The sequence below is a fragment of the Paenibacillus sp. DRB1-1 genome (assembly GCF_052119485.1).
Classification (GTDB): domain Bacteria; phylum Bacillota; class Bacilli; order Paenibacillales; family Paenibacillaceae; genus Paenibacillus; species Paenibacillus polymyxa_B.
The window spans coordinates 1,685,038-1,705,723 of the sequence record NZ_JBODQH010000001.1 but is presented as its reverse complement, the minus strand read 5'-3'; the positions used below and the strand labels follow the sequence as shown (position 1 = coordinate 1,705,723).

Sequence of the window (20,686 nt, the reverse complement as noted above, 5' to 3'; positions counted from 1 at the left end):
AGCCGGTTCCCTAGGGAACCGGCTTTTTTGCATAGATCAGCGCCTCCCTGGGAATGGTTCCGGATCGGTGTGACATTTCATCGAAACGGGAGGAATGGACAATGAAGCCGACAGAAGCAGAAGGAACAAAAGGAACAGAATTGAAATCAAACGAAGTAAGATTGGTAGGAACAAAAGAAGTTGAGGTAGAGAAGACAAACGGGGAGCAAGCCAATGGGGTAACGCCCTTTCCAGGAAGCCGTAAGGTATATATTCAAGGCTCACGGCCGGACATTGCCGTGCCAGAGCGCGAAATTGCTCTTCATCCTACACATACGCCGCAGGGCACGGAGCATCATGAGCCATTGCGTGTATATGATACAAGCGGTCCCTTGACTGACGAAGCCTATCAGGTCGATATCCGTCAGGGCCTGCCTCCATTACGGCGAGCTTGGGCACTGGAACGGGGCGATGTGGAGGCTTACGAGGGACGCGCTGTACAGCCGGAGGATAATGGACTGAAACCTGGCTCCAAACGGGAGACAGTGGAATTTCCCGGCGTGACCAACCGTCCGCTTCGTGCTTCGCAAGGTCGTACAGTGACACAAATGCATTATGCGCGGCAAGGGATCATTACGCCCGAAATGGAATTTGCGGCGATCCGCGAAGGGGTGGAGCCTGAGTTTGTACGGCAGGAGTTGGCGGCTGGACGAGCCATTTTGCCTTCGAATATCAATCACCCGGAAAGTGAGCCGATGATCATTGGGCGTCATTTTCACGTGAAGATCAATGCGAACATTGGCAATTCTGCGGTTACCTCCTCCATCGAGGAGGAAGTGGAGAAAATGACCTGGGCTGTGCGTTGGGGCTCGGATACAGTTATGGACCTGTCCACAGGCCGTAATATCCATACAACACGTGAATGGATCATTCGGAATTCTCCTGTACCAATTGGGACTGTGCCGCTGTATCAGGCACTTGAAAAGGTGAATGGCGAAGCAGAAGCGCTGACGTGGGAGCTGTATCGCGATACGCTGATTGAGCAGGCGGAGCAGGGAGTGGACTATTTTACAATTCATGCGGGTGTATTGCTGCGGTATATACCGATGACGGCGAATAGAATGACGGGAATTGTATCCCGTGGCGGGTCGATCATGGCAGCCTGGTGCCTTGCGCACCATCAGGAGAATTTTTTGTATACACATTTTGAAGAAATCTGCGAAATTATGAAAGCCTATGATGTGGCCTTTTCTCTCGGGGATGGTCTACGTCCAGGTAGTATCTATGATGCGAATGATGAAGCACAGTTTGCAGAGCTGGAAACGTTGGGCGAGCTAACGCAAATCGCATGGAAGCATGATGTTCAGGTCATGATTGAAGGGCCAGGACATGTCCCTATGCATAAAATCAAAGAGAATGTGGATTTACAAATGGAGATTTGTAAGGAAGCTCCCTTCTATACCTTGGGACCGCTCACGACGGATATTGCCCCCGGATATGATCATATTACTTCAGCCATCGGGGCGGCGATGATCGGTTGGTTCGGGACGTCCATGCTGTGCTATGTTACGCCTAAGGAGCATTTGGGTCTGCCCAATAAGGATGATGTCCGCGAGGGTGTCATTACCTACAAAATTGCGGCACATGCTGCCGATCTGGCGAAGGGTCATCCACGGGCGCAGCAGCGGGATGATGCTTTGTCCAAGGCACGCTTTGAGTTCCGCTGGCGGGATCAGTTCAATCTGTCGCTTGATCCCGAGCGGGCCTTGTCCTACCATGATGAAACACTACCGGCAGAGGGCGCCAAGGAAGCACATTTTTGCTCGATGTGTGGTCCCAAATTTTGTAGTATGCGTATCACGCAGGACATTCGCGCCTATGCAGCGGATAAGGGGCTGAACACTCAAGAAGCAGTAGCTGCCGGGATGCGTGAGAAGGCAGAGCAGTATCGGGATGGAGGTCAGTAAAACGAACGTGTGAGTTTAGGAACACATGAATTAAAAAAAGCCGTGGTTCTCTACAGTCGATGTAGGAAACTACGGCTTTTTAGCTTATGTAAAGCGGGATCATGCAACCGGATAAACGGCGCCTTATTTTTTACCCATTTTTTCATTCAAAATGTCCTGAAAGCTGAGCTTCTTCTCTGAGCTATCTTCTTTCTTCTGCATACTCACCGCGTTGGCACGTTGGTATTGGTGGTGAAAGGGCATCAGGGTGTGGACGGTTAAGTTCATTGTATTCATGTAGGTCATTCCTCCAATTCCATATTGTCAAATTCAGATTGAGTTGCTTAGGACGTCTGTATAGGACTATTTGTATGTACTTGATGTCGTAATGCTAAGTAGGTTGCTTGGTAATGTTTCAATCATTATACCCACATTTTTTCAAAGTAAAACGCTTTTGACATAAAACAGGAAGATGGTCATATGTGTCCAAAATGTCGATTAGGAGGATGGTCGTTTTAGAGGAAAATGTGCCTAGGTCTAAAACAAGGGCTTGAGGCCCGTTTTCTTAGTTTAGTAGTCGGGATTGTGTTTTTTTGTCGAATAACCTTGTAAAAGGAGAATTTTGCGAAATCCAAGTCAGGATTGAGGCAGTCTGGTGGCGAATTAAAGTGTCAAAGTTGTATTGACTTTATGTTTGGTAGTAGATACCATGAACTGGTTGTCAGCGTATTTTGACAACAAGAGTCAGCCAATCCATCTGGCGATTCATCCTTTGAAATGTTAGAGAAAGGATTAGAGCATATATGAAAAAAAGTATTGCAGACATCGCATTTATTATTCTGGGTGCGTTTTTTTTCGCGCTAGCTGTTAATCTGTTTGTGATCCCGAATGAGTTTGGCGAGGGCGGCGTTACAGGGGTCACGATCATCCTGTACTACCTGTTTCAGTGGTCTCCCTCGATCGTTAATCTGGTGATTAATGGCTTGCTGTTGATTGTCGGATATAAATTTTTGGACAAGAGAACGACCCTGTACACTATAATTGCAGTCGCTTTTAACTCGCTGTTTTTACATTTAACGGTCAACTGGCGGATTGATTCGCATGAGCCGACGATTAATGCTGTATTTGCCGGAGTTTTGGTGGGGGTCGGCATTGGCTTAATTGTACGGGTAGGCGGCACTACGGCGGGAACGGTCATTTTAGCCCGAATTGCCAACAAGTATCTGGATTGGAATATCAGTTATGGCCTACTGTTTTTTGATTTGATTGTCGCGTTCTCTTCCTATTTTATTATTGGTCCAGAAAAATTGATGCTAACTATCGTTATTTTGTACGTTGGTACGAAGGTGATGGACTTCATGATCGAAGGACTAAACCCTAAAAAAGCGGTCATGATCATTTCGGAGCACCAAGATAAAATTGCCGAGATGGTTATTACGAAAATGGATCGTGGAGTTACCGTCCTGTCAGGCCACGGCTATTACACTAAAAATCCAAAAGAAGTGCTGTATATCGTCATTAGTAAACAAGAGGTGTCAGCGCTTAAAAAGATAGTGAAAGCCATCGACACAGCAGCATTCATCACTATTCATGACGTGCGGGACGTGTTCGGAGAGGGTTTTCTGGATATTTCGAAATAACTCGCGTGCGAAGGTAAGGTTATAGGAGAACACAGTTGGAGCCGGTCCTGAGAGGATCGGCCTTTTTGCTGTTGTGATGTTTATTTCATTTTTGGTATTCGAAAATATGCATAATAAAGATGAGTCAATCAATTTCCTGTTATACGGAGGGTTTGGCGGGATGGAGAATAAGGGAAATTATGACGTGAGTTCCTTTGGCTACTTTCGAATGAAATGGCATGGAAGAAGACGCATCACATCTCTGCTTATATTTGGATAGCCTTTGGCTTAATCGTAATCGTTATAGGATTAGGACAAGAAGTTAATGTGTATATGGTGCTCGCTTCTTGTTTACCAACGATAATTAGTTTTATTATTTCTATCTTTCTAAGCCATGAATGTAAAAAATAGACTGCCGATATATGTATAATATGAACCGAATTAGCCTTAGAAGGAGGATTTCCAATGCGAAGTAGAGTAAATATTTATAATGTATTGTCCCTTCTTTTTTCTGTTTTGCCTTTCATTATCTACCTTTTCATGTATCCGAGAATGCCTAGGAATGTAGGAATCCACTACAATTTCAATGATGTGGCTGACCGTTTTGTTGACAAATCCTCCCCTGAGGTATGGTTGTTGTGTGGAATTAGCCTCATATCTTTTATAATTATGCTAATGCTTCAACCCTATCTCAGTCGTCAGTTCAAGAGCGAAGAAGGCTCTGTAATCATGGAATGCCTGCCTGGTCTCTTCACACTTCTTATAACCCTAGTGTTCTCAATTATTGGCATATGTTTTCTTTTGAAGGCTTAAAGTATGTAAAAAATCCCCTCTCAATTCGCAGTTTTCGCTGCATTAGGAGGGGATTTCGTTATTTATACGCTCTTTACTCTTGAATCATCTGACGCAATACGGTTTGCAGAATACCGCCGTTGTGGTAGTAGTCGATATCGACAGTACTGTCCAGACGGGCAATTACCGGGAATTCGAACTTCGTGCCATCCTCGCGTTTAGCCACAACCGTAAGCTCTTGACCCGGCTTCACGTCATTGTCGATGCCAAGAATGTCAAACGTTTCACGACCGTTCAGACCTAGGCTGGACCAGCCATAGCCTTCCTGGAATTGCAGAGGCAGTACACCCATGCCGACCAGGTTACTGCGGTGAATCCGCTCGAAGCTTTCGGCAATGACAGCCTTTACTCCCAGCAGAAGCGTACCTTTGGCCGCCCAATCACGAGAGCTGCCTGTGCCGTATTCCTTACCAGCAATGACGATCAGGTTCTGATCGGCTGCCTGATATTTCATGGATGCATCATAGATGGACATTTCCTCATCCGTTGGCAAGTATTTGGTCACGCCGCCCTCGGTGCCTGGAGCCACATTGTTGCGGATACGGATGTTGGCGAATGTACCGCGCATCATGACCTCGTGGTTACCACGACGGGAGCCGTAGGAGTTGAAGTCCTTGCGTTCCACGCCATGCTCCTTCAAGTACAGCCCTGCCGGGCTGGAAGGAGCAATGTTGCCTGCTGGTGAGATATGGTCGGTTGTGACCGAATCATTCAACAGGGCAAGCACACGGGCATTACGGATTTCCTTGATATCCTGCACGCCATCCTGAAGTTTTTCAAAGAATGGTGGATTTTGAATATAAGTTGATTTTTCATCCCATTCATACAGTTCGCCTTCAGGAACCGGAATGGAATTCCATTTTTCGTTGGCAGTAAATACATTTTCGTATTTGCGACGGAACATATCCGGGCTAAGAGACAGGCTGATCGCTTCCTTGATTTCCTCAGAAGTAGGCCAAATGTCTTTGAGGTAGACTGGCTGATTGTCCTGATCGTAACCGAGCGGATCGTTCACCAAATCAATGTTCACTGTGCCTGCCAGCGCATAAGCGACAACCAGTGGCGGTGAGCCGAGATAATTGGCTTTGACCTGAGCATGCACACGGCCTTCAAAGTTCCGGTTGCCGGAAATAACTGCGCCAACCGTCAAATCATTGTCTGTGATGGCTTGACTCACTTCGTCAGGAAGTGGGCCGGAGTTACCGATACAGGTTGCGCAGCCGTAGCCTGCCACATGGAAGCCGAGGGCTTCGAGCGGTCCGATTAATCCGGCTTTTTGCAGGTATTCCGTCACGACGAGGGAACCCGGTGTCAAGCTGGTTTTAACATAGCCTGGAGTTTTGAGCCCGCGCTGCACTGCTTTTTTGGCCAGCAAGCCCGCACCGAGCATAACGCTTGGATTGGAGGTATTCGTGCAGCTTGTGATAGCTGCAATAACGACTGCTCCTGTACCCAACTCGCTGGTGGAGCCGTCCGGATGGGTCAGCGGAATCTTCTGTGCGATTTTTTCATCGCTCAGTCCATAGCCACCTTTGTCCACTGGGGTACGGATAATGCCTTCAAAGGTTTCTTTCATGCGGCTAAGCTCAACACGGTCCTGCGGACGTTTGGGTCCGGCGAGACTCGGTACAACCGAAGCCAGATCCAGCTCAATCGTATCGCTGAACACAGGGTCCGGCGTATCGGATGTGCGGAACATGCCTTGCGCCTTGTAATATTCCTCTACGAGGCTTACTTGCTCATCGGAACGTCCGGTGCTGCGCAGGTAAGCCAGCGTTTCCGCATCGACCGGGAAGAAGCCGATCGTTGCGCCGTATTCCGGTGCCATGTTGGCAACTGTCGCACGGTCAGCCAAGCTGATGTTAGCCAGACCAGGCCCGTAAAATTCCACGAATTTGCCGACTACGCCTTTTTTACGCAGCATTTGCGTTACAGTGAGCGCCAGATCGGTGGCGGTAGAGCCTTCCGTCAGACTGCCTGTCAGCTTGAAGCCAATCACATCGGGAGTGACAAAATACAGCGGTTGCCCCAGCATACCCGCCTCTGCCTCAATCCCGCCGACACCCCAGCCAACAACACCCAGGCCGTTAATCATTGTGGTATGGGAGTCTGTTCCCACGAGGGAATCCGGGAAGACGACCGTTTCGCCGTCAATGGTTTTGGTGGCGGCCACGGAGGCGAGATACTCCAGATTGACCTGATGGACGATACCGGTGGATGGCGGAACGGCCCGGAAGTTGTTGAACGCCGTTTGCGCCCAACGCAGAAAACGGTACCGCTCCTCGTTGCGTTCAAACTCTACATTAATATTGTAATCCAGCGCGTCACTGGTACCGAAAGCATCGACCATGACCGAATGGTCGATAACGAGATCGACAGGAACGAGTGGATTGATTTGTTTCGGATCACCGCCCGCTTTTTTCACTGTATCACGCATGGCTGCCAAATCGACAACCACCGGGACGCCGGTAAAATCCTGTAGCACGATGCGTGCAGGAATGAATGGAATCTCCTTGTTGGTGTCCCGATCTTCAGCCCAGCCTGTCAGCTGCTGTACATGTTCATCTGTAATGGCGCGTCCGTCAAATTGGCGAACCGCAGCTTCCAGCAACACTTTAATGGAGAAAGGCAGCTTGGCAACACCGCTCTTTCCTTGTTCCTCCAGTGCCTTAAGACTATAGTAGCGATAAGGCTTACCGTTAACTTCGAGACTACGGGCAATGGAGAATTGATCTTTTCCTGACATAAGTATTACCTCCTTGAAGTGGATGCTTGGGGGAAAATAGGGATGTCGTTTTTTCGACGTCTTGCACAGTTGGTTTAAATTGGTTGCGTTCTCAATTACATCTTCAGTGGTTCATTACGTGTTAGAGGTTGCGATCAATGTAATTTGTTTCATTAGATGAAACGTGATTTCAAAATGATTGCTTTTGGATTAAGTATACCGTTTTCAGGCAGTTCCGTAAAGTTTTTTTGGCCTAAAAGATACATTGCAGATTGGAAAATAAAACGTTCCGCTCCCTCGCGTTTCGATGTTCATACCAAGCTTTAGAGATTCATACTTATAGATAGAGAGCATATCAGACCAGAGATGCAAGAATGGAAGTTATACATCATTCCGGTTATCCCCGGAAAAGGATAGCGGGACGAATATGGAGGGATAGGGATGGGGGAGCGGGAATGGAAACAGGCCCTTTTTGCTTACGTGAATCAATACAATCGCAGTGAGGTGAATGGTGTACCGCAGCCGGATGAGTATCTGGAGGTGGGTCAGCGGATGGAACGAGCAGCACGTGCGGCCAGATTGGAGCAGTGGTACAACGAACGGGATGCTGTTCCCCTACGCAGCGAGACACGCGCCAAGCCGCTACGAATGGTGCAGGATACCCCCGATGAGGCTGTGGTAGATGTACAACTGCATGTCCGACTCTTTTATGAGAAGGGCGGGATGACTCACCGGGAGGATCGGATTGAACGGGAGCGTCTGACGTTCACACGCGAGGGTGAAGCCTGGCAGGTAGCGAGAATTGAGCGCGATCCGGCAGAAAGGAAGCCAGCGGGGGGAGAGGTTCCTTTTGAACAGGCTTCGTTTAATCAAGGAGGAAATCTACCGCTGCTGAATCGCGGTGTGCTGGGCTTTGGTTCATCAGCACGTCCCAGTCGATATCGCCGCGAAGAAGCAGCGGCCTATGCAGATCAGTGGTGGGATAGCTTCAATCCGGAGTTTGAAGGTTTTGATGTGGATTGCACCAATTATATCTCGCAATGCCTCTTTGCAGGGGGAGCACCGATCCACTATACTGGTAAAAGAGAATCGGGCTGGTGGTATAAAGGACGGGTCGCCGGACGTGAGCTGTGGAGCTATAGTTGGGCAGTTTCCAACAGTCTGGAGCGGTATTTGGGCTCCAGCTCATGGGGGTTGACTGCTGAGCAGGTGAGTCGCCCAGAGCAGCTCATGCTGGGGGACGTCATTTTTTACGATTGGGATGGTGATGGAACCTTCCAGCATAGCACGGTGGTAACGGCCTTTGATGCGGGCGGCATGCCGCTAGTCAATGCACATACGGTAAGCTCCAGACATCGTTATTGGGACTATAAAAATTCGTATGCGTGGACCGACAACACGGTATATCGCTTTTATCACATCGCCGACTATTTTTAAATGAGATGATGGATAACAGGTACAGTGATGCAAATCAGTCACAATGACGAAAGCAGGAAAGCGGAGGATAGGCATGGCAAATCAAAAATTGACCGTAGGGCTGGTGTACGGTGGCAAATCGGGCGAACATGAGGTTTCGCTGCAAACGGCGTATGCGGTAATGAACGCTTTTAACTATGAGAAATACGAGATTATTCCTTTTTATATTACGAAGGCTGGCGATTGGCGTAGAGGGGCGCTATTAAGCGCTCCTCTGGCTTCTGTAGAGCAATTGAAGCTGGAACGCGCAGAGGGTGGCACCAAGGCGGCATTAGATACGTTGTTCGGCAAGCTGTACGGAGAGCAGTCGCTGGATGTGCTGTTTCCGTTGCTGCACGGCACCTTTGGCGAGGACGGAACGATTCAGGGTCTGTTCGAAATGGCGGATATGCCCTATGTCGGTGCAGGAGTGCTGGCTTCGGCAGCAGGTATGGATAAAGGCGTCATGAAGAAGCTGTTTGAGCATGCAGGATTGCCGCAAGTGAAATACTGTTATTTTAATAGTACACAGTGGGCCCAAACCAGTCATGATCTGGTACGTACCATGGAAACCGAGTTAGGTTATCCTTGCTTTGTCAAACCGGCCAATCTGGGATCAAGTGTCGGTATTTCCAAAGCCAGCAACCGAGAAGAACTGGAAAAGGCTGTAGATCTGGCTTTGCAATTTGACCTGAAGGTGATTGTCGAGGAGTATGTCGATGCCCGTGAGATTGAGGTCAGCGTACTTGGCAATGACGAGCCGATTGCCTCTGTACCGGGTGAAATTGTATCGTCGAGTGATTATTACGATTACGCTGCCAAATATACGGATGGCCAATCGCAAATGCTTATTCCAGCACCGTTGGATGAGGAAGTGGCAGATCGTATTCGTGAAGCCGCATTGCAAGCGTTCCGCGCTCTGGAAGGCTGCGGGATTTCCCGTGCCGATTTCTTCGTCAGACGCTCGGACGGACATATCCTTATTAATGAAGTGAATACAATGCCTGGTTTTACACCGTTCAGTATGTATCCATTACTGTGGAGAGAAACAGGCGTATCCTATGCAAGTCTACTGGACCGCATGATTGCTCTTGCACTGGAGCGTTATGAGCGCAGGTCTGCGTTGCACTACGAGAACTCATAAACGAAACAAAGGGGAGCTGATCACTCTCCTTTTTGTTCATATAAATGGCATATCTTTGAGCACAACACTAAACCCTTAATCATGAAAGGTGGCGGCTACACATGGGCTTTCAAACTGAATTTAACTCAGTGTGCAAATTCAAGAGCGAACAAGAACTTTACGAACTCCTGGAATACGGACGTGGCAAAATGGTTAAATCCGGGCTGCGCGTGTTTCCGACAGGCCAGAAGGTCATCGCTTACAGCGTGGATAACGTGGCAGTAGCCATCGTGCAGATTGTGGGCTGTATCGCCGAAATTAATTTCCAGGGCGATGAAGTGACCGAAGTTGAAATGATTCTCATTCGTAAGCTGAATGAAGAGGAAGCGAGAATTCAGACCGCATTGGCGGATGAAATGTTTTTTGGAGCACAGCAGCAATCCTAGCTGTTTCCTTCTTGCAATTTGTACGATAACACCGAATCAGCAGGTGCTTTTCCGGGTATGATCAGTAGAAAAGGGTTTTAGGTCACAGAACGAAAGCGGCCTTACCATCTAATGCGACTGCTGAAAGGAAGACACCCTATGATCGTAAGGTTCGGTTATGTAGCCATGTCGGTTACCGTGCAAAATGCATCCCCCTCCAAAACCATGACAATGGCCAGCTTTAACAAGATTGGAGACCGAGAAGCTGCGATCCGCAAGCTAGAAAGGATAGCAGCCGAAAATCTCCATAATACTTTGAGGCTGCTGCGCCATAATCGCGCGAGTGATGTCCAGGTCTATCGTTTCTCATCCAAGCTGATTCCGCTCGCGACCCATCAGGATCTGCGGGATTGGGACCCGTTTCAGGCACTTGCTGCTGACTTTGCAGAGGTAGGGAACTATGTCAAGGCGAATAGGATGAGGGTATCGTTTCACCCTGATCATTTTACAGTGTTAAGCACTCCCCGTCCTGAGGTGTTGGAGAGCTCCATTAATGATCTGAAGTACCACAAAGCGATGCTGGAGGCCATGGGGCTCGGTGCCGAAGCCAAGAACAACATTCATATTGGTGGTGCATACGGAGATAAGGTGACCTCAGGTCAGCGTTTTGTAGAGCAGGTTAGTGCGCTGGATCTTTCGTTAAGAGAACGGTTAACGCTGGAAAATGATGATAAAACGTTCAATGCGGTGGAAACGCTGGAGGCTTGCAAATTGACGGGGTTGCCGATGGTTCTCGATATTCACCATCAATGGGTGAATAATGAGGGGGAAAAGCCGTGGGAGCTATGGCCGGATATTTTGGATACCTGGAAAGGGGAATTGGCTCAAGCCGGATCTTCTGTTGATCATCCATTGCCGCCCAAAATCCATGCGTCCAGTCCCAAAAGTGAAAAAGATCCCCGGGGCCATGCGGACGGTGTTCTAGTGGAGCCGTTGCTTACCTTTTTGCGCAATATTGCCGGATATACGGATCGGATTGATGTCATGCTTGAAGCCAAGCTTAAGGATGAAGCGTTATTCGGATTGATGAATGAACTGCGCCTTCAGGAAGGCAATGGGGTTAAAGTGCTGGATGGAGCTTCCGTAGAAATTATGCCTTAGAAAGTGGCATTTCGCGGATAAAGCTCCCATTTAGAGAAACTTTATGCAGTTTATTGTGTATACTAGAATGTGTAAACTAGCAAACTTGTACTGAAACAGAGATGGTTAAGAGACTGTGCTGTAGGGCAGATTCGTAAACCACGTAACAATGATATAGAAAGTAGAGTGAACACGTTGAACGAACATGAAAACGAAAAGGTTCCCTATATCGTATCAGGAAAAAGCTATACTGCCGTGGCTATTAACGCGGCATCCAAAGCCGGGGAATGGATCAAGAGCAGACTGGGAACTGTTGAACATTTGAATACCAAACAGTCTCCTACGGATCTAGTGACCGAGGTAGATAAAGGTGCAGAGCAGATGATTCGCAGACTGATTCTGACGCATTTTCCCGATCATGCCATTTTGGGTGAAGAGAGTGTAGAGCCGGGAGCCGAAGCTTCGGCTCGTGCATTAGAGGCTGCCCGTGAAGAGGAATATTTATGGATTATTGATCCGGTAGATGGCACTACCAATTTTGTACACAGTCTGCCGTATTACAGTGTGTCTATTGCCTTGGCTCATCGTGGAGAGGTGATTGTCGGGGTCATTTATGATCCGTCCCGTGATGAAATGTTTGTAGCGGAAAAAGGAAAAGGCGCGTATGTTCATGGCAATCGCATGCAAGCATCGAGAGAAGAAACACTGGGAGATAGTCTGGTCTGCATCGGCTTCCCACCGGACCGTACGTATGCACAACCGCTAAATATGAAAATTACGCAGGTTCTTACACCTCAAGTACGTGGTATTCGTGCGCTGGGCTCGGCAGCATTGCATCTGGCTTATGTAGCGTCAGGACGGCTGTCGGCTTATTGCGAAATTGGTTTGAATGCGTGGGATGTAGCAGCGGGCGCTTTGCTGGTACAGGAATCAGGCGGTACCATCACCGATACATTGGGCAGACCTTATGACCTGAGTGTACGGCATATTGCAGCTACGAATACAGCTATTCATTCTCAACTTATTCAAGTGCTGAAAGAAGCAGACGCAACCGGGTTATAATTCTACGTAGACCATCATCCTGAAGGAGGAAATCGCGATGAGCCAATCCGAAGAATTGGAACGCCAGCTCAGTGAACTGCTGACGGAAGGCGAAATTCGTGAGAATGAGGCCAAAAAGCGGGAACGGCTCAGCCCTAAATATGAGGTGCGGGTTCAGACTCATATCGATCCCATTGTTGAGGAGACGCGTAAATACCGGAGTATGGCACGTGAACTTGATGACCGATACGACGAATATATGAGCAAGGCGGACAAATCGAAACCAACCGATCAACGCTAAGCAAATACAAATACCTCTTGCCGAATGACCAAGGCATGGGGTATTTTGTATGTTATAAAGGAGGCGACATTCCCTGATTACCTACTTTAAAAGCGCTTACAAAAATGCTGGAATCCATCATAAAATGGTACTACTGATTACGGTACTTATGCTGGTTAATTTTGCAGTAGTTGCAGTCATACTTAAGTACGTATTTCATATTTATGATAATCAAATGTACAAAAAAACATCCGAAGTACTCAATATTTCTTCAATCGGTATAGAAAATGAGCTGAAGGATGTAGAAAAAGTTACTTTCAAGGTAACAACGGACGAGCAGCTTCAACGTTATTTGCTGCAATTGGAAAAGGAAACGTCACCTTATGCCAAAATGGTGCTGCGTAAAAAAATAACGAATAGGCTCGTCGCCTTTGCCGGCTCTGAGACCTATGTCTATTCTATGATAGTGATCGATAAAGAGGGACAGGTCATGAGTGCGGGCAACCGCGAAGGTATTCCCCAAGAACTTCGATCCACCCTGTCGGAGCTGGCAGACGAACATGACGGTTCCAATGCATGGTATGCGGCAGGCCATTCCTCCTTGCTGGCAGCTCGGCAGTTCAAATCCTTTACCGATTCCAATTTTACACTGAATGGGCTCGGAACGCTTGCGATTCGTGTGCGAATTGACCGGATTGTAGCGGATCGTGTGCAGACCTCCGGCCGTGACGGACAACTGGTGATTACAGATGGAAGGCGGATGATTTATCCTGAAACACCACTTTTGAGTGAGAGTGATATTCAGGCCGAGCTTGGCCGAAAGCAGCCTTACGGGATTGCGACCTACTCAGGAGGAACCTTTTTCGCTGCTCAAATCAAATCCTCTTATACGGGTTGGACGTATTTGCATATGACCCCCTTCGATGATATGTTTCGCAGCATTACGATCATTAAAGAAATTGTAAGCGCTATTTTTGTCATTATGCTTCTTATTGCATTGGCACTGGGAGCTAGGTTGTCAGGCAGCATTACCAAACCGATCGTTCAACTAATCCAGAACATGCGTAAAATAGAAAAAGGCGATCTCGACCGTTTGGAAGAAGAAGCACTTGGCGCGGTCCCCTTTTCCACACAGGACGAGGTAGGCTTGCTACATCGGACATATAAGAAAATGATTCGCCGCATTCGTGAGCTCATTAATGAGAATGTTGCCAAGCAGCTATTACTGCGGGAAACAGAGCTAAAGGCACTACAAGCACAGATTAATCCACATTTTTTATACAACACACTGGAATCCGTGAACTGGCTCGCCAAGGCCAATAAGCAGGATCGTATTTCAGAGATGGTGGAAGCACTTGCTTTTCTACTGCGTAGTGCGGTCAGTTTTGAAGAGCAGCTGATTCCGCTTCGAAAAGAACTGGATATTGTAAGGAGCTATGTAACGATCCAAACAACACGTTTTGATGAACGTCTCGTTTTCCATCTGGATGTCCCGGAAGAACTGATGGATGCGCAAATTCCGAAGCTAACGCTTCAGCCTTTGGTGGAGAATGCCATCCATTATGCGCTGGAGCCGCGAATTGAACCCTGTCGGATTGCTATTATTGCGAGAGAAAGCGAGGGGGCTCTATTTCTGCGAGTTGAAGATGACGGACCGGGAATGACGCCGGATTTCTTGGAAAAGCTGCGGAACGGGCAGGTCACGACTCGTGGACAGGGCATTGGACTTACGAATATTCAGGAACGGATTAACCTGACATTTGGTACACCTTGGGGGATAGAGCTGCATAGCGAGTCAGGAACAGGAACGTCGATTCATGTCTGTATTCCATATGTGAAAGGGGATCAGGGTCGTGTACAAGGTGCTACTGGTTGATGATGAGCGTATGATTTTGGAAGGCATATCGCAGGTGGTTGATTGGGGAAAAGCGGGAACGAGATTGGTTGGTACGGCACGTAACGGGATTGAGGCTTATGATCAGATTCAGGCTAGCCCGCCTGACTTTGTGATTAGCGACATCTCTATGCCTGGATTGGACGGTATCGGACTGGTTGCCAAAACGACGGAGCACTTTCCAGACGTTCGTTTCATTCTGTTGTCTGGTTACAAAGATTTCGACTATGCCTGTCGGGCCATGCAATACGGGGTGAAGCACTACTTGTTGAAGCCATGCAATGAGCAGCAAATTCATGAGGCTCTGACCGAGTTGGGGCAGGAGCGGGAGGAGCAGAAAGAACGCAAGCAGTTTGTAAACCGGATGAAGCTAGATTTTCAGCGTATGCTGCCTCATGTGAAGGAACACTTTTTGAAGGAGTTTATTTCCTATAAAACTTACGGTAGCCGCGATATCGCATTTTATGAGCGGTTATTCGGACTTGAATTGCAAGATAAGCAGGTTCGAATGCTACTGCTGCGGGTGGAGGAATCCCATGAGCCGGAGCATTTGTTTGCATTGCAAAATATAGCGGCAGATTTAATGGATGATGTCTTGCTCAGTACGACCATGCAGGGGCAATTGCTCATTGTACTTGAAAGCGAGGACGATACGTCACGGTTTATGAAACAGATTGAAGCGGTACGTGCGACATTTCATCGCTTTTACAAGCTGGAGGTAACGGTCGCAGTTAGTGAGTCGGATAGTATGCAGCATTCACGGGGGATGTACCGGGAGACACTGCATTGCATGAATCACCGTTTTTACACCGGGGAGGGCAGTCTGATTACGAAGGAGGATTTAGCGGCTGAGGATACCCGGGAGATGGCAGATTTGGAGCTGGACGAGGAGAAGTTCGGTCTACTGATCAAGGCTGGAAATACAGTGGAGGTTGCACAGGAAGTGGATCGGTTGTTCGGTATTCTGTCCAGGATGAAGCTGGAAATTTCCGTGACCCGCTCCTATGTGCTTCAGCTCTATGCTGCTATGATCCGTATATGCCCTGAAGAAGAGCGTGCGGCGTTTACGAGCCGAATGGTGGTGCTGGCAGAGCAAAAAACGCTGGCATGTCTCAAATCTTTTGTACAAGAAGCTGCCGAACGAATGACCGCAATCTATTATAAAAGTAATGTGTATCGCCAATCTTCCACCGTTGATAAAATGATCACTATTATTGAGCAAAACTACAGAAAATCCGATTTGTCGCTGAACGGAGTGGCAAGTCAAATGCTGTATATGAATTCCGACTACTTAGGGAAGATTTTCAAAAAGGTGACGGGCGAAAACTTCTCCCACTACGTCAATCGTTATCGGATCGAACGTGCGGCTGAGCATATTCGGGAGACCGGAGACGTGAAGGTGTTTGAGCTGGCGGAATGGTTCGGCTTCGGTGGGAACGCGCAATATTTTAGCCAGGTGTTCAAAAAGTGGGCGGGTATGACGCCTTCCGAGTACATTAAATCACATGAACGGGGATGAGCCGATGGATGGAGTCCCACTGTTTTTTAAACCCAGGAAACCGGATTTGTGTATTCCAATGTTTCTCGGCTTTTGGGAAAATAACAACAGGAGCTAATGTAAACGCTATCAAAATTGCACGAGTGCGTTGTCACTCGTAATTTGGCTCCTTTCTAGAACAGCGAAAAGGGGAGAGATAGGTGGGCAAAAAGGGATGGTTTCTGATCATAGCTATGCTGCTCGTTTTGACGACGGCATGTAGCGGAGCGGGCGGCGGCAATTCGGGCACAAGTGCAGACGGGAAAGTAAAGTTACGTATCGCTTGGTGGGGATCGGATACGCGTCATGAATACACGCAAAAGGTCGTTGATTTGTATAAGCAGAAAAATCCAAATGTAACGATTGATGTGGAATATGCCTCTTTCGATGACTACTGGAAAAAGCTCGCTCCGCAGGCTGCGGCTAATCAGTTGCCGGATATCGTGCAAATGGACATTTCGTACATTAGCCAATATGCGAAAAATGGTCAACTGGAGGATCTCGCGCCTTACTTGAATCAGAAAATTCAGGTCGCAGACGTGAACGAAAATGTGCTCAGTACCGGTGTAATAGCAGGAAAGCAATATGGTATTCCAACAGGTGTCAATGTTCTGGGTTTCCAGTATGATCCGGCGTTGCTCAAAAAAGCAGGTATAGATAAAATTCCTGACAACTGGACATGGGATAAATACAAAGAACTGGCTTTAAAGGCAGCTTCCAATAAAGTATATTTTGACAGCTCGATGGCTGCCGATATTTTCTTCCACTACTATTTGCGTACGCAAGGAAAGACGCTCTACAATGCGGAAGGAACAGGCTTGGGATATGACGACGATAAGCTGTTTGTTGACTTCTTCAGCGGATTGGCTGATCTGATTAAGAAGGGAGCGACCCCGCCTCCTGAAATCATGAACCAGACCAAGGGAATTCTTGAGGAATCCGATATCGTAAAAGGAACAGGCATCGGTATTTGGCAGTGGTCCAATCAGTATGTGGGCTTACAGCAGGTTGTTAACCGCCCAATGGCACTGGCTCCAATGTTTGGGCCGAATATGGAAAAAGGCGTATACATGCAGCCTACGATGTACTGGACGGTTGCTTCCCGTTCACAGGTGAAGGATGAAGCCGCTAAGTTTATTGATTTCTGGATGAACGATGTAGAAGCGAATAAATTGATTAAAGGCGAACGGGGCGTACCGATTTCCGCCAAAATCAAGGAAGCTGTTGCACCAGAGTTGAGCGAGCCTACGAAGCAGGTGTTTGAATTTGTAGCTTCCATGGAGCCGAAGGCTTCTCCAATGAGCCCGCCGCCACCAGTCGGATCGCCGGAAGTGATTGCGACTCTGACCGATTATATTGAGCAGGTCAATTTCGGACAGATGACGGCTGAAGACGCAGCTGCCAAATTCCGGGCTGATGCGAATACCATCCTTGCAAATAACAAGCAATAATAAGCGCAATAAGGCCTTTGGATATCTGACAACGTTTTAGCATAAGAATCGATAGGATCGAAGGAACATTTCGTTAAGTTAACCGTGCGTAGTCCAAAGCATGATTGCGCACGGTTGATTCGACGAACCAACTGCATAAGCACCCTCTGCAGACATCACAATATTATTCGTATAACAACGAATTATAAACATCATAAAGTTTTGCTAATTCTTTAAATGCAACAGAAGGGAGGCTTGATGAGCTTGCGAAATCATCAGAGCTTGAAAGCCAATATGACCGGATATGCGTTTATCAGCCCGTTTATTGTGGGTTTTCTGGCGTTTACGTTAATTCCAATGTTTATTTCGCTGTATCTGTCCTTTACCACCTACAACCTGTTCACCCCGCCCAAATGGATTGGTCTGGGTAACTTCGAAAAGATGTTCACAGGCGACCCGAAATACTGGAATTCGATCAGGGTCACGTTTACGTATGTATTGGTCGGTGTACCGTTGCGACTGATTTTCGCGCTGTTTGTGGCTATGATTTTGAATACCAAATCGCGCATGGTCGGCACCTATCGGACAATGTACTATCTGCCATCCATTATCGGAGGTAGCGTTGCGGTATCCATTATGTGGCGGAACATTTTCAGTAATAACGGCATAGTGAACAGCCTGCTTTCGACCTTAGGAGCGACTCCGGTGAAATGGTTTGGTGATCCGGATGCTTCGCTTACGATGCTGATCACCCTGTCCGTATGGCAATTTGGCTCCTCCATGCTGATTTTTCTGGCAGGTTTGAAGAACATTCCTGTTGAATTGTACGAGGCGTCCAGTGTAGATGGTGCTAAGCCAGTACGAAAATTTTTCAGTATTACGCTGCCGTTGCTTAGCCCCATTATTCTATTTAATCTGATTATGCAGACGATCAGTGCCTTTATGACCTTCGTCCCGGCTTATGTTATTTCTAAGGGCGAAGGAGGCCCGATGGATGGAACGATGCTGCATTCACTGTATCTGTTCCGGCAGGCGTTTATGTTCAGCAACATGGGATATGCGGCAGCCATGGCTTGGGTCATGCTCATTATGATTGGGATACTGACAGCGATTTTATTTATAACCTCCAGATACTGGGTATTTTATGAAACGGAAAAGGGGCGCTGATACTGATGGCATGGAAAACGGTCAAATGGCCAATTTATCACATACTGGTTGCTGCACTGGCGCTCCTGATGCTGTATCCCGTTTTTTGGATGCTGTTTAGCTCGTTTAAAGAAAGTCGGACGATATTCGTCACGGCATCCTCGCTTTTCCCTACAGAATGGATCTGGCAAAACTATGTAACAGGCTGGAAAGGGACGACTGGCTACAACTTTGGCACGTACATTCTAAACTCGCTCACGATCGTGGTGATTTCAACGATTGGAGCCGTGCTTTCCTCCTCATTGATCGCATTTGGCTTCGCACGCTTGAAATTCAAAGGGCGTAACTTGTGGTTTGCTTTGATGATGGTGACGCTTATGCTACCAGGGGATGTGGTACTGGTACCGCAATATATTATTTTCACCAAGCTCGGTTGGATCAATACGATCTTACCGTTGGTGGTACCCTCCTTTTTCGGGATGCCGTTCTTCATCTTTCTGATGGTGCAGTTTATACGGACGATTCCAGCAGAGTTGGATGAAGCGGCGACGATTGACGGATGCGGCAAGTTCCGGCTGTATTTCAGAATTATTTTACCCTTACTCAAATCGTCGTTGGCTACAGCGGCAATCTTCTCTTTCTACTGGAAGTGGGAGGATTTGCTTGGTCCGGTACTCTATCTTAATTCGCCGGAGAAATATACCGTATCTATTGCACTCAAAATGTTCCTCGACAGCGAGTCGGCTTCCAACTGGGGAGGAATGTTCGCGATGTCTATCCTAAGCCTGCTTCCAGTTATCGCTGTATTCTTCGCATTCCAGAAACAAATTGTAGAAGGAATGAGTACGAGTGGTTTGAAGGGGTAAGATCCAAAATCCATAGCGTGAGTTATGAAGCTTACGAGTGGAAATGGAAGGCATCGGGGTTTGTACGATTGAATGGACGGGATTTGAGGGCGATGGCTGAGAGGTGAGTAAATTGTGGAAGTTTGATTTTGGCCCGGGGGAGCCTGCGGATGGTTACAAGGGAGTGTCCCCGGATTGCTTATATACAACTGAGCAGGGCTATGGCTTTGAGACTACGGAGCATGTGTACGGTCGAAAAAGGCAGAGTGCAGCCAAGGATGCACGTACGCGGCTGCGAAGCAGCTTTTGTATTCCACTAAACGCTGCATTTGTTGCAGATGTGCCAGACGGGCTGTATCTCGTCACTATACTGGTCGGCGATTCGCAGGCGGAAACGCTCACGCGACTCAAGGCTGGTGAAGGCAAGCACATGCTTCCCCCAGTGCACACGCTACCGGGCCAGTTCACCGAAGCACTGTTTGCGGTGCCTGTCCGGGGTGGCAAACTGCGCCTCACCGTATCAGGCACCGCGCCACGGCTCAATGCGCTGGAGATTGCGCCAGCGCCACAGACCCTCCGGCTATTCCTAGCCGGAGATTCCACGGTTACGGATCAGGACGCATCCGGTTATCCGTATACTGGCTGGGGCCAGGCTTTGCCCGCCCTGTTCAAGCATGATGTCTGCGTGGATAATCATGCCGTATCGGGACGAAGCTCCAAAAGCTTCGTGGACGAAGGACGGCTGGGTGTCATTTTGGGCGAAATAAAGGCAGGAGATTTCCTGTTCATCCAGTTCGGTCATAATGATCAGAAGCCTGATCCGGAGCGGGCTACAGAGCCTTTTACAACCTACAAGGAGCATCTTCGCCTCTACATCGATGGCGCAAGAAGCCATGGGGCAACCCCGGTACTGGTTACGCCCGTACATCGTCGCTATTTTAACGAGGATGGTACGCTATCTGATACACATGGTGACTATGTAACAGCGGTTCGTGAGCTGGCGGAAGAAGCGAATGTACCGCTGATTGATTTGTCTGCCCGCACGCAGGAGTTATATGAGCAAATGGGTCCCGAAGAGAGTAAAGAGCTTTTTATGTGGTTGCTGCCTGGTGAATACATGAACTTTTCCGGCGGCTTAGAGGATAACACGCATTTTCATGAGAATGGCGCGGTTCGTATTGCAGACATGGTGGTGGATGCTGTGAAGGAACTGGATTTGCAACCGCTGCGCATGTATTTACGTTGAAGA

The 20,686-nt window shown here is 48.0% G+C and carries 18 protein-coding genes; 16 read left to right on the top strand and 2 right to left on the bottom strand.

Features of this window, described 5'->3' with window-relative positions; translation table 11 throughout:
• Positions 1-101 precede the first annotated feature (101 nt).
• Complete coding sequence (gene thiC, locus ACQW03_RS07485; RefSeq protein WP_441949033.1) at positions 102-1,946, top strand: phosphomethylpyrimidine synthase ThiC; 1,845 nt, start codon at positions 102-104, stop codon at positions 1,944-1,946.
• Positions 1,947-2,069: 123 nt separating this feature from the next.
• Here the strand turns inward: thiC and ACQW03_RS07480 are convergent, their stop codons facing one another.
• Positions 2,070-2,222 (bottom strand): hypothetical protein, encoded by a 153-nt coding sequence (locus ACQW03_RS07480; protein WP_010348453.1) that lies wholly within the window; start codon positions 2,220-2,222, stop codon positions 2,070-2,072.
• 506 nt (positions 2,223-2,728) lie between these two features.
• Between ACQW03_RS07480 and ACQW03_RS07475 the strand changes: the two genes are divergently transcribed.
• From ACQW03_RS07475 to ACQW03_RS07465, 3 genes are all read left to right on the top strand, one after another.
• Entirely contained in the window at positions 2,729-3,565 is an 837-nt protein-coding gene (locus ACQW03_RS07475; protein WP_023987004.1) for a YitT family protein, read from the top strand.
• A gap of 213 nt (positions 3,566-3,778) precedes the next feature.
• Positions 3,779-3,955 (top strand): SdpI family protein, encoded by a 177-nt coding sequence (locus ACQW03_RS07470; RefSeq protein WP_441949031.1) that lies wholly within the window; start codon positions 3,779-3,781, stop codon positions 3,953-3,955.
• A gap of 54 nt (positions 3,956-4,009) precedes the next feature.
• Complete coding sequence (locus ACQW03_RS07465; protein WP_441949029.1) at positions 4,010-4,357, top strand: DUF1648 domain-containing protein; 348 nt, start codon at positions 4,010-4,012, stop codon at positions 4,355-4,357.
• 73 nt (positions 4,358-4,430) lie between these two features.
• On the opposite strand, the gene acnA is transcribed toward ACQW03_RS07465, so the two are convergent.
• Positions 4,431-7,142 carry an aconitate hydratase AcnA gene (gene acnA / locus ACQW03_RS07460; protein ID WP_441949027.1) on the bottom strand — a complete coding sequence of 904 codons (2,712 nt, stop codon included), beginning with the start codon at positions 7,140-7,142 and terminating at the stop codon, positions 4,431-4,433.
• 420 nt (positions 7,143-7,562) lie between these two features.
• Here acnA and ACQW03_RS07455 point away from each other — a divergent pair, with 420 nt between their 5' ends.
• The 12 genes from ACQW03_RS07455 to ACQW03_RS07400 all read left to right on the top strand — a co-directional run bounded on the left by ACQW03_RS07455 (position 7,563) and on the right by ACQW03_RS07400 (position 20,683).
• Positions 7,563-8,558, top strand: coding sequence for an amidase domain-containing protein (locus ACQW03_RS07455; protein ID WP_023987006.1), 996 nt, complete (start codon positions 7,563-7,565; stop codon positions 8,556-8,558).
• A 73-nt stretch (positions 8,559-8,631) separates the two neighbouring features.
• Entirely contained in the window at positions 8,632-9,720 is a 1,089-nt protein-coding gene (locus ACQW03_RS07450; RefSeq protein WP_076293117.1) for a D-alanine--D-alanine ligase, read from the top strand.
• Between the two features lie 101 nt (positions 9,721-9,821).
• Complete coding sequence (locus ACQW03_RS07445) at positions 9,822-10,145, top strand: hypothetical protein (RefSeq protein WP_023987008.1); 324 nt, start codon at positions 9,822-9,824, stop codon at positions 10,143-10,145.
• A 138-nt stretch (positions 10,146-10,283) separates the two neighbouring features.
• A complete protein-coding gene (gene uvsE, locus ACQW03_RS07440; RefSeq protein ID WP_441949025.1) occupies positions 10,284-11,285 on the top strand; it encodes a UV DNA damage repair endonuclease UvsE in 1,002 nt (333 codons plus the stop codon).
• A 174-nt stretch (positions 11,286-11,459) separates the two neighbouring features.
• The gene (locus ACQW03_RS07435; RefSeq protein WP_023987010.1) at positions 11,460-12,326 is read left to right on the top strand and encodes an inositol monophosphatase family protein; all 867 of its coding nucleotides are present in this window, start codon (positions 11,460-11,462) and stop codon (positions 12,324-12,326) included.
• Between the two features lie 37 nt (positions 12,327-12,363).
• A complete protein-coding gene (locus tag ACQW03_RS07430; protein ID WP_076293115.1) occupies positions 12,364-12,606 on the top strand; it encodes a hypothetical protein in 243 nt (80 codons plus the stop codon).
• A gap of 124 nt (positions 12,607-12,730) precedes the next feature.
• Positions 12,731-14,461 (top strand): histidine kinase, encoded by a 1,731-nt coding sequence (locus tag ACQW03_RS07425; protein ID WP_441949022.1) that lies wholly within the window; start codon positions 12,731-12,733, stop codon positions 14,459-14,461.
• Entirely contained in the window at positions 14,439-15,998 is a 1,560-nt protein-coding gene (locus ACQW03_RS07420) for a response regulator transcription factor (RefSeq protein ID WP_076293113.1), read from the top strand. Before ACQW03_RS07425 ends, ACQW03_RS07420 begins: the two co-directional genes overlap by 23 nt.
• Before the next feature lie 179 nt (positions 15,999-16,177).
• A complete protein-coding gene (locus ACQW03_RS07415; RefSeq protein WP_076293112.1) occupies positions 16,178-17,467 on the top strand; it encodes an ABC transporter substrate-binding protein in 1,290 nt (429 codons plus the stop codon).
• Between the two features lie 237 nt (positions 17,468-17,704).
• Positions 17,705-18,613: a carbohydrate ABC transporter permease gene (locus tag ACQW03_RS07410; RefSeq protein ID WP_023987015.1), complete on the top strand. Its 909-nt coding sequence runs from the start codon at positions 17,705-17,707 to the stop codon at positions 18,611-18,613.
• 5 nt (positions 18,614-18,618) lie between these two features.
• Positions 18,619-19,458, top strand: a complete 840-nt coding sequence (locus tag ACQW03_RS07405) for a carbohydrate ABC transporter permease (RefSeq protein WP_023987016.1) — start codon at positions 18,619-18,621, stop codon at positions 19,456-19,458.
• Between the two features lie 112 nt (positions 19,459-19,570).
• The gene (locus tag ACQW03_RS07400; protein WP_258297312.1) at positions 19,571-20,683 is read left to right on the top strand and encodes a rhamnogalacturonan acetylesterase; all 1,113 of its coding nucleotides are present in this window, start codon (positions 19,571-19,573) and stop codon (positions 20,681-20,683) included.
• The last annotated feature ends 3 nt before the right edge of the window (positions 20,684-20,686 follow it).